The sequence below is a fragment of the Coleofasciculus sp. FACHB-712 genome, from assembly GCF_014695635.1.
In the GTDB taxonomy this organism is placed as follows: domain Bacteria; phylum Cyanobacteriota; class Cyanobacteriia; order Cyanobacteriales; family FACHB-T130; genus FACHB-T130.
Map to the genome: position 1 here is coordinate 15940 of NZ_JACJOQ010000484.1, position 13697 is coordinate 29636.

At 48.1% G+C, this 13697-nt stretch carries 12 protein-coding genes and 2 pseudogenes; 5 read left to right on the plus strand and 9 right to left on the minus strand.

The window, feature by feature from the left end; all coding sequences use genetic code 11:
• Positions 1-12: 12 nt before the first annotated feature.
• Both H6F50_RS15900 and H6F50_RS15905 read right to left on the minus strand, forming a co-directional pair.
• Positions 13-1329: an ABC exporter membrane fusion protein gene (locus H6F50_RS15900; protein ID WP_190429439.1), complete on the minus strand. Its 1317-nt coding sequence runs from the start codon at positions 1327-1329 to the stop codon at positions 13-15.
• 77 nt (positions 1330-1406) lie between these two features.
• Positions 1407-2147 carry a phycocyanobilin:ferredoxin oxidoreductase gene (locus H6F50_RS15905; RefSeq protein WP_190429440.1) on the minus strand — a complete coding sequence of 247 codons (741 nt, stop codon included), beginning with the start codon at positions 2145-2147 and terminating at the stop codon, positions 1407-1409.
• A gap of 131 nt (positions 2148-2278) precedes the next feature.
• On the opposite strand from H6F50_RS15905, the gene H6F50_RS15910 reads away from it, so the two are divergent.
• Both H6F50_RS15910 and tatA read left to right on the plus strand, forming a co-directional pair.
• On the plus strand, positions 2279-3697 hold the full coding sequence (locus tag H6F50_RS15910; protein ID WP_190429441.1) for a serine/threonine-protein kinase: 1419 nt from the start codon (positions 2279-2281) through the stop codon (positions 3695-3697).
• A 40-nt stretch (positions 3698-3737) separates the two neighbouring features.
• Positions 3738-3914 (plus strand): twin-arginine translocase TatA/TatE family subunit, encoded by a 177-nt coding sequence (gene tatA / locus H6F50_RS15915; protein ID WP_190412322.1) that lies wholly within the window; start codon positions 3738-3740, stop codon positions 3912-3914.
• A gap of 53 nt (positions 3915-3967) precedes the next feature.
• On the opposite strand, the gene cphA is transcribed toward tatA, so the two are convergent.
• The 3 genes from cphA to H6F50_RS15930 form a co-directional block, all read right to left on the minus strand.
• Complete coding sequence (gene cphA, locus H6F50_RS15920) at positions 3968-6664, minus strand: cyanophycin synthetase (RefSeq protein WP_190429450.1); 2697 nt, start codon at positions 6662-6664, stop codon at positions 3968-3970.
• 268 nt (positions 6665-6932) lie between these two features.
• Complete coding sequence (locus H6F50_RS15925; RefSeq protein WP_190412853.1) at positions 6933-7784, minus strand: cyanophycinase; 852 nt, start codon at positions 7782-7784, stop codon at positions 6933-6935.
• Between the two features lie 99 nt (positions 7785-7883).
• The gene (locus H6F50_RS15930; RefSeq protein ID WP_190429442.1) at positions 7884-8072 is read right to left on the minus strand and encodes a hypothetical protein; all 189 of its coding nucleotides are present in this window, start codon (positions 8070-8072) and stop codon (positions 7884-7886) included.
• Between the two features lie 140 nt (positions 8073-8212).
• Between H6F50_RS15930 and trmD the strand changes: the two are divergent.
• From trmD to H6F50_RS15940, 3 genes and pseudogenes are all read left to right on the plus strand, one after another.
• A pseudogene (gene trmD / locus H6F50_RS27175) lies at positions 8213-8896 on the plus strand (tRNA (guanosine(37)-N1)-methyltransferase TrmD); the annotation flags it as partial.
• Between the two features lie 27 nt (positions 8897-8923).
• Positions 8924-9511: a DUF1517 domain-containing protein gene (locus tag H6F50_RS27180; RefSeq protein WP_242029059.1), complete on the plus strand. Its 588-nt coding sequence runs from the start codon at positions 8924-8926 to the stop codon at positions 9509-9511.
• A gap of 116 nt (positions 9512-9627) precedes the next feature.
• Entirely contained in the window at positions 9628-10878 is a 1251-nt protein-coding gene (locus tag H6F50_RS15940) for a PQQ-binding-like beta-propeller repeat protein (RefSeq protein ID WP_190429444.1), read from the plus strand.
• On the opposite strand, the gene H6F50_RS15945 is transcribed toward H6F50_RS15940, so the two are convergent.
• From H6F50_RS15945 to H6F50_RS27185, 4 genes and pseudogenes are all read right to left on the minus strand, one after another.
• The gene (locus tag H6F50_RS15945) at positions 10875-11543 is read right to left on the minus strand and encodes a hypothetical protein (protein WP_190429445.1); all 669 of its coding nucleotides are present in this window, start codon (positions 11541-11543) and stop codon (positions 10875-10877) included. The genes H6F50_RS15940 and H6F50_RS15945 overlap by 4 nt on opposite strands.
• Before the next feature lie 40 nt (positions 11544-11583).
• Positions 11584-12717: a WG repeat-containing protein gene (locus tag H6F50_RS15950; protein WP_190429446.1), complete on the minus strand. Its 1134-nt coding sequence runs from the start codon at positions 12715-12717 to the stop codon at positions 11584-11586.
• A 40-nt stretch (positions 12718-12757) separates the two neighbouring features.
• Positions 12758-13558 (minus strand): tetratricopeptide repeat protein, encoded by an 801-nt coding sequence (locus H6F50_RS15955; RefSeq protein ID WP_190429447.1) that lies wholly within the window; start codon positions 13556-13558, stop codon positions 12758-12760.
• A gap of 33 nt (positions 13559-13591) precedes the next feature.
• Positions 13592-13697, minus strand: a pseudogene (locus H6F50_RS27185) (IS630 family transposase); the annotation flags it as partial.

Genomic DNA, 13697 nt, shown 5'->3' on the forward strand with positions numbered 1-13697 from the left:
TAGTACAGATAGCTAAATACGAATTTTGACGGTGACTTTAGAGTTAGTTAGACCGGCAACGCGGCGGCTGGACTCTGCATTTAGGCGAATTTTTACTTCCACCACTCTGGCATCTACATCTGCGGCTGGATCGGTATTTAAAATATCTTTTTTCCCGATTTGCAAGCCAATTTGATTGACCGTTCCTTTGAGTTCATCGGCAAAAGCATTGCCCTCGCTGTTAATCGTCGCTTGCTGCCCTAACCGCACTTTTCCGATATCACTTTCATAGATTTCTGCGACAGCAACCATCAAATCGGTTTGCCCAATTTCAACGATTCCATTATTACCAATGGTTTCTCCAGGACGGGTATGAACTTTCAAAACTTGACCGGCAACGGGTACGCGGACATAAGCTGATTCCAAGTCGGCTTGCGCTTGTTTGACGGATGCGATCGCGTTCTCAATTTCGGCTTGTGCTGCTTGGACATCGACGGGGCGAATTTCCGCAATTTTTTCTAACGTTGCTTTCGCTTCGTTGATTTGCTGTTCTAGAGTGGCGATTGTCTCTTTAGCAGTGGCTTTGGCTTCGTTAATTTGCTGTTCCAGGGTGGCTACTTTCTGGTTAGCAGTGGCTTGAGTTTCGTTGAGTTGCCGAAGTGCCGTTTCTACTTCTAAGCGCTTGGTGTCAAAGAGAGAAGCTCCAACTGCACCTTGTTGATATAGCTGCTCATAGCGATCAAACTCCTTTTTCGCATTATCCATCTGGGCACTCAGACGGGCAATCTTGGCAACGGACGCATTTTTTTCCCCTTGCAGTTCGGCTTCTAAGCGAGCTACCGTCGCCTGTTGAGTGGCAATTCTCCCGCGTAACTCCTCTTGGGTGCGAGCGATCGCTGCCTTCTGAGCGGTGATTTCCCCCGCTTGCGCCCCAGCTTTAACTTTATTGAGATCGGCTTGAGCGACTTTGACTTGTTGTTTTGCCTTGTCCAAAGCTGCTTGTAAGCGATTGCGATTGTCGAGAATTGCCACCACTTGACCTTTTGTGACCTTATCTCCCTCACCGACCAAAAGTTGATCCACGCGAGCAGCACCCTGAATTGACATGGGCGCAGAGAGTTTGATCACTTCCCCTTGCGGTTCCAGACGCCCCAAGGCAGTCACAGCAAGCTTAGGAGGCGTACTTGGCTCTGCTGCTGGTACCGGCTGCTGAGCAGCTTCTCGCAAGGCATAGAGGTTGTAAACGGTAACGCCGCTGGTTGCTAAAGCACCAGCCACGACAACCGCGATCGCCCACCGCCCTACAGGTTTTACGAATGGTTGATTCTTGGAGCCAGATTCCTGTGCCATAGCCTCTAAGGAAATTATTTTTATTAATTAATCTTAAGAGGTAGGCATCAATCTGGCGAGGGAATCTTACTAGCAGATTAAGCACTCGGTAAGTCAAACAGAACGGTCGTCATGTAATGTTCTGCCCACTCCTCGCCAAAGGCTTTTTCTAGCACTCGACGCGTTTTGTCGTTTTGCTGCTGTTGGGTGCAGTAGTTGCGTTGACCCTGCAAAATTTCAGCTTGCTGTTCGGCAGAAACGGGTTTGGCGGCTTTGGCATTAACACAATGAATTTCTAAAAACGCCTCGACGCGAGAGAGAAACTGGGTTTCTTCCTCTGGATTACTGGGTCGAATAAAGATGCAGAATTCTGAAAAGATTGCGCCCCAAGCGGGTAGTTCGCGCGGTTGGGAAAATTGAAGGGCTGGTAGTGCCTGAAGTTCAGCGGTATAGTTTGCCGGTAAGGTGCGGTCGCTGCTTGTAGGAGAAAGATCTGCGATCGCGGCACTAATCTGTCCCCGTCCCCCGACTAAATCGCAGCCAAACATTGGCAGCGCGTATTCTGGACGCGGAAACATCACGCAATGCAAAATATCCAGCATTGTGCCGACTTTTGCCAATTCCAGGTGCATTTTGCGGAACTGCGGCGACTGGTAGCAGCGATTTTCAATCGTTAGCTTTTCACCTTCTAATCGCCCTTCCACATACCCCAACTCTTCTGGCAGGTGGTAGGGAGAAAGGTCGAGATGGCGGTGCCAAACTGCCTCGATAGTGTCCGCTAAATTGCGAATCAGAGGGTGTTGTTGTTCGCGTAGGGAAGGCTTAGAAGTTTCGAGCATTTTTTTAAAATTTGTTTTCTTTAGCGTACAAGAATCCAGTAATAAAGGCAGGTAGGTTAAGGATATCAGCTTGCCACCCGCGATAACCCAGAGTTATAACAACAGCTAATAGCTAGGGGCAGGCGATAAGTATGAAGGGTGAAGTCTTTGGCGATCGCTACCAAATCGAACAACAGCTTGGAAAACGCGCTGGAAGACGCACACTCCTAGCGCGTGACCAAAAAACGCAACAATTAGTAATCATCAAACTATTGACTTTTGGCAGTGATTTTGAGTGGGAGGAGCTTAAGTTATTTGAACGGGAAGCGGAAACTTTAAAATCTTTGACACATCCGGCGATTCCGCGCTACCTGGATTATTTTGAGCTAAATTCACCGAACTACAAAGGATTTGCCCTCGTCCAAACCTACGTGGAAGGGAAATCTCTAGAGGAACATCTCAAAGGAGGACGAACTTTCAGCGAAGCAGATATCAAGCAAATTAGCACTGCAATTCTCGAAATCCTCAACTATTTGCATAGTCGTCAACCTCCAGTTATCCACCGAGATATTAAACCCAGCAATATTTTATTAACCAATCGTTCTGGTAATAATGTTGGCGAAGTTTATTTAGTTGATTTTGGGGCGGTGCAGACTCTCGCCGCCAAGGAAGGCGGGACAATTACAGTTGTGGGAACTTATGGTTATATGCCGCCGGAACAATTTGGCGGACGTGCAGTTCCCGCATCCGATATTTACAGTTTAGGCGCAACTTTAATTTATCTGGCAACAGGTCAACATCCTGCTGATTTCCCTCAAACAGATAACTTGCAAATTGAATTTGAAAAAACTGCCAATCTCAGCCCTACTTTAATCAATTGGTTAAAGCGGATGACTCACCCCAGCTTAAATCGACGCTTGGCTTCTGCTAGTGAAGCACTACAAGCATTAAAACAAGAACATCCAACAGCAGATAGCTTTCCTCTAGTTGTCAAGAAACCAACTGGTAGCAAAATTTCACTGACTAAAAATGCAGATTTTATTAAAATTAGTATCCCTCCGAAGGGATTTACTGCTTCTACGATAGGGTTGTGCTTTTTTGCGATCGCTTGGAATTCATTCATCTTCGTGTGGACAAGCTCTGTCCTATTTGCACCACTAGGCTTCAACTTGTTTATGGTGTTGTTTTCACTACCCTTTTGGTTTGCTGGCGTGAGTATGAGCTGGCAGATTCTCTTTGCGTTATTTGGACGAGCGCAGCTTTATAGCAATCAAAAGCAAATTTCACTGACATGGGAAATATTTGGATTTAAATTCCATCGTCCTCGTCCAGCATTGAGACAGGATATTAACAGGTTGGTATACATCCCGAAACACCATAAAAAAGACTCAGAAGGAAACCGGGTTGATGTTCCAGGCAAAATCATTATTGAGGCAGGATTAAGGCAGTATGAACTTAACGCTGAGAGTGGCGGCATCCATGAAGCGGAACTCGAATGGTTAACCCAAGAACTTAGCGAATGGTTGGAAATACCCATTACAAGAGATTATCTTCCTCCAGCCGCTCGATAGTCTCCTATAGTTGATTGTGGATAGTTCGCAGGAAACGGGTATGTTTGGTTTAGGATGGCCTGAAGTGGGAGTAATCGCGATCGCAGCGATTTTAATTTTCGGTCCCAAAAAGATTCCCGAACTGGGAAGTTCGCTGGGTAAGACTTTACGCGGCTTCAAGGACGGAGTAAGGGGCGTGGACGAGGAACCATCAGATGAAAATCAAGACCTCAAATAACGGGTAGGGACACGGCATTGCCGTGTCCCTACAAATACATAACTGATGAGCGTTTAAAGGGTCTGTGCTACAGACGCCTTCAAGCTATTTTGATTTTCTATCGACGGTGCAACCGGCTGATGTCCGTTTTCCCCTTGAGGGCGACGCGCCTCAATTAAGCTAATCGCACGGGTGACGCTTTCTGGCAAAATGACCACCAAACTGCCTTCTGGAGCTTGCTCCAGCGCCGTATTTATGGCGGTCGTCTCATCCAGAATGGTTTCATAGCGGGAATCTGGCTTTTCTTGCTGAATTCCCTGAGAGATTAAGGCAGCTGCCTCACCGCGAGGACGCCCCCGCGTATCATCATCTTCCTTGATGATGATGCGGTCAAACATATTAGCCGAGAGTATGCCCAGAGTAACGAAATCTTCGTCGCGGCGATCGCCAGGGCCACCCACCACACCAATTCTCTCACCAGGCCAGTTGCGGACAAAACCACCTAACGCCTCATAGCTGGCTGCATTGTGAGCATAATCGATCAGAGCATTATATTTGCCCATCTCGAACATATTCATCCGTCCTGGTGTCTGAGCGGTTGAAGCGCGGAACGTATTTAAGCCCTGACGAATTTCCTCAATCTTCACCCCTTCCGCAAAAGCCGCCAAACTCGCCGCTAGCGCGTTGGCAATCTGAAAAGGTGCCCGTGCCCCCATCGTCAGCGGCACATTCACCGCTTGTTCAATCCGTAGTACCCAATCTCCCTTCAAAATTGACAAATAGCCATTTTCATAAGCCGCTGCCAAACCGCCCCGACGGGTATGTTCTCGCACCAGCTCATTTTCTGGATTCATGGTGAAATAAGCTACTTGTCCTTGCACCCGCCGCGCCATCGCTGCTACCAAGGGATCGTCGGCGTTCAGGACGGCATAGCCTTCTGGCATCACCGATTCCACCACGACGCTCTTGAGATGAGCCATATCTTCGATCGTTTCAATATCGCCAATTCCCAGGTGGTCGGCAGCCACGTTTAAGACGACACCCACATCAGAGGCACTGAAGGCTAAACCAGAGCGGAGAATCCCCCCCCGCGCCGTTTCTAGCACCGCCACTTCTACCGTGGGATCTGAAAGAATCAGCTGGGCACTTTGAGGGCCGGTGTTATCCCCCGGTTCCACCATATAATCCCCAATGTAGGTGCCATCGGTGGTCGTGTAGCCAATCGTTTTCCCCGTCTGCTTGAAGATATGGGCAATTAGACGAGTCGTTGTTGTTTTACCGTTGGTGCCAGTAATGGAAATGATGGGAACGCGAGTGGGCGCTCCAGGCGGGAAGAGCATATCTAGCACTGGGGCAGCCACATTTCGCGGCAAACCCTGGCTGGGACAAACGTGCATCCGGAATCCGGGGGCGGCGTTCACCTCAACAATCACCCCATCCATTTCTCGCAAGGGTTTGCTGATATCGGATGTCACCACATCAATTCCAGCAATATCCAACCCGATAATCTTGGCGACTCGTTCGCAAAGCCAGATATTTTCGGGATGGATCTCGTCAGTCCGGTCAACAGCAATCCCGCCAGTGCTGAGGTTGGCGGTTGCCCGCAGATAACAAATCTCTCCGGCGGGTAGCACGGTCTCCAGGGTATACCCCTGCCGTTGCAACAGCGTGAAGGTGGTGCGATCTACTTCAATTTTGGTGAGGATGTTATCGTGCCCTTCACCCCGATGGGGATCGCTATTGGTTAGCTCAATCAATTGCTCGATGCTGGATGTGCCATCTCCTACCACATGGGCGGGGACTCGTTCCGCAACTGCCACCAATTTGCCGTTGACCACCAATACTCGGTGGTCGCTTCCAGTATAGTAGCGTTCAACAATCACCGAGCGAGTTTTAGAAGCACTCTTGGCAGCATCATAGGCTTCTTCTGCTTGTTGGAAGTCGGTGATATTGATAGTAATGCCCCGTCCGTGGTTGCCGTCGAGGGGCTTGAGGACGATTGGGTATCCCCCCACCTCTTGAATGGCGTCTTCAAGTTCGTCCAGGTAGTGAATTACCGTGCCGCGCGGAACCGGCACCCCGGCTTGGCGCAACATTTTTTTGGTGCCTTCTTTGTCGGAGGCAAGTTCGACACCCAAAATGCTAGAGTGGTTGCTCAAAGTCGCCTGCATCCGCTTCTGGTAGACGCCATACCCTATCTGAATCATGGCGCGAACGCTTAAAGGCATCCAGGGAATTCCCCGCGCTTCGGCTTCTTTGACAATGGTTTCGGTGCTGGGACCGAGGGCAGCAGCCCGTGCGAAATCCCTCAGGTCTTTGAGATCCTGTGCTAACTCCTGAGCGGAGTAGGTGCCGGTGTCTACAATACTCTGACAAAGGCGCACGGCGGCTCTGGAGGCATAGCGACCGGCTTGTTCATCGTGGTACTCAATGACCACCTGGTAAATGCCTGGGGTGGCTGTTTCGCGGGTACGACCAAAGCCAGATGGCATCCCAGCGAGTTCCTGGAGTTCTAGGGCAACGTGTTCGATGATGTGTCCCATCATCGTGCCTTCTTTGACTCGGCTCAAGAAACCACCTCGACAGCCAGGGGAACAGAAGTGTTCTTCCAGACTTGGCAGCACCTGGATTAATCCCTCGTAGAAGCCAGGAATCTGATTGGATGGCTTTTCTGCAAGTTCTTCTAAATCTAGGCGCATGACGACCAATTTTTGCCGTCGAATACTCCAGTAGTTGGGACCCCGTAATGTCTGGATTTTTAAAATTCTCATGGCTACTTTTGCGGGTGATTCAGAGGATGTGGGCTGTCGAATCGCGGGTAGGGACGAAGATGCAAGCGATTTCACATCTGCTGCTTTTAAGAGAAAACTTTGCCAGAAAGGCTTCGCCCTTACTGAATCCGCTGCTACTTTAAGCAATTCCCTAGTTTCCAGCTTTAAAAAGTCACTAGACTGTTCTCCACGAACAGTTTTTTACCAAAAAGGCAATCATGACAAGTTTTAAATTTGGAATTGAAGTACCGCTAGTAATATTCACTCATCAGCCATCGGGTAGCAGGATGACTCGCTGGTGTAAATGGTAGCGATCGCCATAACTAAGAATATGCAACCGTAGATTGAAAATACTAATCGGATCGGTTGCTCCCACTAAAGATTGATTCGTGTGAGATATCTCCCCAGGATCGACGATAGACACGGTGCCTTTGCCGACTACCTGTAAAAGACCATCCGCTTCCACTAAGGCGCAAGTATCTTCGTCAATCCCAATCCCTAATTTGTCTGGATGAGCCGAAATCGCACTAATCAGACGCGCCATGCGATTGCGATTGTGAAAGTGTTGATCTACGATCACATCCGGTAAAATCCCTAACCCTAGCGTCATATCGACTAGGGAACGATTGGGAGACTCGCCGCTACCGCCTCCCGCAATCATATGATGTCCCATCACCGCCGCTCCTGCACTGGTTCCTGCCAGCGTAATCTCTCCCAGTTGCGCGCGGTATCGGACTCTTTCCATAAATGGCGTCTCGCCAAGCAGTCCACAGAGTCGCAGTTGATCGCCTCCAGTCATGAAAACCCCTGTACACTCTTCAATGTACTCCTGCATCAAGGGATCGTAACTCTGCTCCCGTTCGCGGATATCTAACACTTTCACTACTTTCGCACCCATTTCTTGAAAGATGGTGAGGTAGCGATCGCCAATCACCGCAGGTTCTCTGGATGCTGACGGAATAATCGCAATGCAGGCATCAGTCGAGCCAGCACGATTAAAAAAGGTTTGTAATATCTCTCGTCCGTGAACTTTGTCTTCCGCACCGCCGATCACCATGATGGCGGTTTTCGTTGATTGGGGCATCCTCTGTACTAAGGATTGAGGTTCTAACTGCAGCATCATGTTGCTCTTGAGCATAGGGTGATATCGAATACTATCGTTCTGCCAGTTGATAGGAATGCCAATTTATCCTGATGCATGGTTCTTGCTCAACTCCCTCTAACCCCCTTGCTCACCAGGACAATCTCTCTTTTCACGCTTGTCAATCGTCTCAATTTCCTTATCAATCTTTCTGGCAGGCGTTCCATCAACATCACCAAACAATTTAATTGTTTTTCTAGGTTGTTGAGTAACAAACGTTACAGATCGCCCATAGCTTGTCGCTTTTGGGCTTAATCCTATATGCATAATGCCAGATCGAGTCAACTTTTTTTATAAAATATTTAACATTATCTTGCGATTAGGGATACCGGGTAGTGGGTAATCGGTAGGAATTCGTAGGGAATGGGTAAAATCAACCTACTACTTAACTATCACCGACTTCTGCTGTGCGATTTGATATTGTTACTCTTTTTCCAGATTTTTTCTCCTCTCCTCTGAGTTCGGGACTGTTAGGGAAAGCTTTAGCCAAACAGATTGCTTCTGTGCATCTGATCGATCCCCGTAACTTTGCCACCGATAAACACCGCCGCGTGGATGATGAGCCTTACGGCGGCGGAGTAGGGATGTTGATGAAGCCAGAGCCGATATTTGGTGCTGTGGAGTCACTGCCAGTTCTAGCCAGACGCGAGACGATCCTGATGACGCCGCAGGGAGAACCGATGAAGCAACCGCTGTTTCGAGAATTGGCAGCCAATTATGACCAATTGGTAATTATTTGCGGTCATTATGAAGGTGTCGATGAGCGGGTGCTGAATTTGGTGACACGGGAGGTATCTTTAGGGGATTTTGTCTTGACTTGTGGAGAAATCCCGGCGCTGGCACTACTCAACGGCACCATTCGCCTACTACCGGGAACGGTGGGGAAGGAAGAGTCTTTAAAAGCAGAAAGTTTCGAGGCGGGGTTGTTAGATTATCCTCAATACACCCGTCCTGCTGACTTTCGCGGGTGGAAGGTGCCGGATGTTTTACTATCGGGGAATCATGCGGAGATTGAACGCTGGCGAAGAGACAGACAAATCGAGAGAACGCGCGATCGCCGTCCCGATTTATTTGCTGCTTGGTTGCAAGATTCCAGTTCCAACCAAAAACCAAAAACCATGAATCAGAATGAGCTTGAAAATGATATCGTCACCGTTAGCACACTACAGATAGCGCTAACAGCCCAAGCGGGTGCGATTCAATCAAAATTGTCTCAATTAAGTCTCACGGCGAATACTCAAACCCAGGAAGGGTTGATGCAGCTACTACAAGCATCTGTGCAAGCACTGCTAGAAAATTCCGAATGCTGGACTCATGTGTTGGGGAGTTCACAGACAGTTTCTAGTCGGGAGGAAGCCGAAACAGTCTTCAACAAACTTTCGTTACAAGAACGTAGCAAATTTACGGCTGAAACCCTCTCTAACGTAGATGGCAAAGTTACCCAGCAACAAGTTGAACTCGATCCAGATGAAGAACAACCTGCATACATCGTCGTAACATTGCTAATCGGCACGGCTGACGATCAGCCGTTATTTGAAAACCTCAATTCTGCACATACTGTAAAGCTTGCTTTAGAGAAAGTTACAGCCATCAGCCTCGACTATCTAATGGTGTTTGAACTACTCTGGAGTCCTCAGGTAGAAACTGATGCACTAACTCAAGAGGAACTTTTGAGCGAGTACCGTGACCTGGTAGCGATCGCTTAATCTCAAGTTTTACAACTGACTGCTTGCAGGCTAAAAAGCTTAAATTATGGAGAAAATCAGCCGGGTTTAGTTTGTTCCAAATTATGATTTTCTCAGGTTGAAGTGGAGTCGTCCCGGTGTTAAAAAAGCTTTTCAAATATGTACTGGTAGGTGTAGTGCTGGTGCTGGGCTACCACGCGATCGCTTCTGCCATTAGTGCGGCATCGACTCGTCAGCCTGTGTGGTCAGTAAACCTACACGCTAGTACGGCACCAATCGCAACAGAGAACCGATTGCTGGTGCCAACGGGGAATACAAAGCCCTCAGCACTTCAATCACTCGATCCGGCAACCGGGAAGGTGCAATGGCGGAGCCAGCAGCCGATTGGCAGGGTGTTTGCTATAGAGGGTAATACTATCTATGCCAGCGATTTCGGGCTACTGCCACTAGTTGACGATCCCAAAAACCTGGTGACGCTTGATGCCAACACAGGCAAGACAAAAGCAGTATTGCCACTTGACAATTCAGACTTTGCGGGAATGATTGGAGTATCTCAGGGAGCCTTCATTCTCAACAGCTATGTCAGACAGGGAGTAGAGAGCGATCGCAACGAAATTTCTGCCCGTACTCCAGATAAACTGCTCTGGAAGTTTGTCACCCCCAAAGACAGTATGGTTTCTACCTTTGAGAGTGTGGACTCCAAATCGCCTGTGGTTCAAAATGGGGTAGTGTTTTTGCCCGTGTTAGTTAATCCCAGTACACCCCAAAGAGGATACCAACTCACCGGATTGGATGCCGCTACAGGCAAAGTCCTCTGGACTTGGAACACCTCAGCTGAGCTAACGGATGTCACAGTTTTAGGAGACACTGTATATCCGGCAGTGTATAGCAAAGACCGTACAGGAAAGGAACCTGGTTGGGTCAAGGCACTCGATTTAAAAACGGGCAAGGAACGCTGGACTCATACGATGCGGGGCGGTGAAGCCAAGCTAGCGAGCGATCGCGAAGTCTTCATCTGGGATGGTGATGTCAAGACGAGTACGCGATTTGTCGTTTTGGATCGGCAGACTGGGGCTATGCTTCGGCAATTTACCTTATCTCGCCAGGATCGGCAAGAACCCAGACCCATCGCTCTGGCGGACAATATTATTTACACGGCTGATATGGAAATCGAAGGTGTCAGCGCTCTTGGTTTCTATGGTTCAGCAAAGAACCATAGTCGGGTGAATGCCTTCGATGCCACAAGCGGACAGGTGCTTTGGCACACCCCGACACTCCGTGAAAGCCATATTTATCGATTTGTTCTGAATGGCGATCGCTTGTTCTTAAGCAGTAACGGGCTAGAAAACAATGTCCAGAGTGTTGTGCAGTCCTTTTCTACTCGCTAGAACCGCTGACGCAAACTCCAGACCAGAAACCCGCCTGAGATCGCAGCGTAAAGCACAACGCTGACAGCTGCGATCGCCCAAAAGAATGGATTCCAAGCACTCTGGCTGACATCAATCCCCATCGGGCCGATAAACCTTTGCAGCACATCGATACCGATACTACTTGCGATCGCGCCAACACCACTGACCAGTACCCACCAACCTGCTTGCGGCACTTTTGTTCTCAGCACTAGCCACTGAGCCACTCCCAGCAAGATCCCATAGATACCATCAAACAAAAACTGAGGCAGCACAGACATAGTGGGCATCATGCCACCTATCAAGCCGGAAGCTGGGGGCATGAGTGTCGCTGCCCACAGCCCGTTAATTACCGCCAAGGCGATCGCACTTCCCAAACTGGTTGCCAGAACCCAAGAGCGAATAGATGGGAGCCACTGCCTTAAAACCAGCCATTGAGCAGTTCCGCCTAAAGCACCGCCGATCAATCTAAATACGATGAGGATCAACAAAAGGCTAGTGCTACCTCCAGTGAATCCTCCCCCTGTCGCTGATGCAACCGCTCCGGCAACTCCGTCCACAATGATTTGCAGCAGTTTAGCCACGACACAGGCAACTAACCATTGCCACAAAAGTTTCTTCCATGCCAAAGATTTGTCTATCGTCACGAGCAATCAGCCTTTGAGTCATTCATCTGTCAAATTTGGCTTATTTTAAGGGCAGATTATTAGCGACAAACCCCCATTTGCCGTCCTGATAAACAGCTGCCAGACCTTCAGAAAACTTCGTCGCTACATCAAATTGAGGGGTAATCATAAACTTGCCAGTTTTATCAATAAAACCCCATTTACCACCCTGAGCAGCGGGTGCCAGCCCCTGAACAAATTGGTCTGTCTCTTCAAACTGCGGTGAAATAAGGATTTTCCCTGTTTTATCGATGTAACCCCATTTACCAGCCTGATTGATGGCTGCCAGTCCTTCAGAGAAATTTATCGCTTGATCAAACTGAGGAGAGATAATCATCTTTCCTGCTTTATCAACATAGCCCCATTTTCCCTGTTTTTGGACAGCAGCTAATCCTTCAGAAAAAGGAGTACAGTCATTAAACTGGAGTGGGATCGCAACCTTACCTTTACTGTCAATATAGCCACATTTCTTGACTTGTCTGACGGCTGCTAAACCCTGAGAATATGCGACTGTCGCCTCAAATTTGGGTGGAACAATAAACTTGCCGGATTTATTAATAAAGCCCCATTTCTTGCCCTGCTGAACCTCTGCCAATCCCTCAGAAAAAGGCATAGCGGGTAAAATCTGGGCATCAAACTGAGGAGGAATGATAAACTTGCCAGTTTTGTCAATGTAGCCAGTTTTGCCACCCTGCCGGACGGCTGCCAGCCCTTCGGAAAATACGCTACAACGCTCAAACTGTAACGGGATGACAACTTTACCTGTTTTACTGAGATAGCCGCATTTGCCAGTAAAACCGCCCAGTTGCACATCTACCAGTCCCTGAGAAAACGAGCCAACAATATCAGGTGCTTCCTCTCCTTCGCCATTGTCAGGTCCAACCCTAAATTTGGGAGGAATGATGAACTTACCAGTTTTGTCGATAAAGCCTTTTTTGCCCTCTTTTTCAACCTTAGCCAGCCCATCAGAAAATGGGTAGACATCATCAAACTGAGGAGCGATCGCCAGATTGAGAGTTGCTTTGGTTGCAAACATCTGCTCATCTGTTACATCGGCGGAAGCTTCTTGAGTTTGAGGATAGAGACTTATGGACAGGAGCAAGAATCCACTAAATAGGACAGCTCCACTTAAGGGATGTATAGATGTTTTGTTCACAAGCAAAATCTCTCAACGTTGCAGATGATGGATTGAAGAATCATCGTTGTTTTTTACCTTGAGTAGATGCTAATTGTTTCTCTGCCTGTTGCAGACTCTGGCGCGCATCTGCATCATTTGGATTGAATTTTAGGGCTTGTTTAAAAGCTGCGATCGCTTCTGGTAACTTTTTCTGTTTCATCAAAGCTATTCCCAAAAGGTAATAGATGTCACCATTTTTATCTTTCTTTTTAGATTTCCATTCAATCCCTTTACGGTAAGTAGCAACTGCCTCATCTAATTTGTTTTGTTTAACTAGAACCTGTCCCAACCCTTGATAAGCATCTGTATAGGAAGGATAGAGTTCAATCGCTTTGCGGTAAGCCGCAATCGCCTCATCTAATCGGTTTTGTTCAGCCAGTATCCACCCCAGCCCTTCGTAAGGTGGATGGTAATTAGGTACAACCTGAATTGACTTTTGGTAGGCAGCAATCGCTTCTTCTGGTTTTTTCTGTATAGCCAAAGCATCGCCTAAGCGCAGGTATGTCAGGTTGGCCTTTGGGTCTAACTCAATCGATTGGCGATAAGCTGCTACTGCCTCATTTGTTTTTTCTTGTCCCAGTAAAGCGTTACCTATGTGGTAGTATGCATCGTCATTCTTCGGTTCTAGTTCAAGCGTTTTGCGAAAACTTGCCTCTGCTGCAACCCATTGACGTTCGTAAGTGAGAGCAAGCCCCAACCATAGATGATTCTTAGCTTTTGTAGGTTGCTGTTCAGCGGCTTTGCGACAAGGCGCGATCGCTTTTGCACTTTCTCCTTGTTCCACTAACGCAAAACACAGACCAAAGTGGGCATCAACCAACGTTGGGTCAAGTTGTAGAGCTTTGTTAAGTGCTTAAGCAAAATTAATTACATATTCGGTTCCGACTTTTTTTAGCACATTTTTGACATACTTTACTAAACTTTTCCAGTCCCGATAAGCCTCTATCTCTATCCATTCA

What these genes read in the sequence shown, in the direction of transcription:
- H6F50_RS15900 (WP_190429439.1), bottom strand. Translation starts at nt 1,329, where the DNA reads ATGGCACAGGAATCTGGCTCCAAGAATCAACCATTCGTAAAACCTGTA.
- H6F50_RS15905 (WP_190429440.1), bottom strand. Translation starts at nt 2,147, where the DNA reads ATGCTCGAAACTTCTAAGCCTTCCCTACGCGAACAACAACACCCTCTG.
- H6F50_RS15910 (WP_190429441.1), top strand. Translation starts at nt 2,279, where the DNA reads ATGAAGGGTGAAGTCTTTGGCGATCGCTACCAAATCGAACAACAGCTT.
- tatA (WP_190412322.1), top strand. Translation starts at nt 3,738, where the DNA reads ATGTTTGGTTTAGGATGGCCTGAAGTGGGAGTAATCGCGATCGCAGCG.
- cphA (WP_190429450.1), bottom strand. Translation starts at nt 6,664, where the DNA reads ATGAGAATTTTAAAAATCCAGACATTACGGGGTCCCAACTACTGGAGT.
- H6F50_RS15925 (WP_190412853.1), bottom strand. Translation starts at nt 7,784, where the DNA reads ATGCTGCAGTTAGAACCTCAATCCTTAGTACAGAGGATGCCCCAATCA.
- H6F50_RS15930 (WP_190429442.1), bottom strand. Translation starts at nt 8,072, where the DNA reads ATGCATATAGGATTAAGCCCAAAAGCGACAAGCTATGGGCGATCTGTA.
- H6F50_RS27180 (WP_242029059.1), top strand. Translation starts at nt 8,924, where the DNA reads ATGAATCAGAATGAGCTTGAAAATGATATCGTCACCGTTAGCACACTA.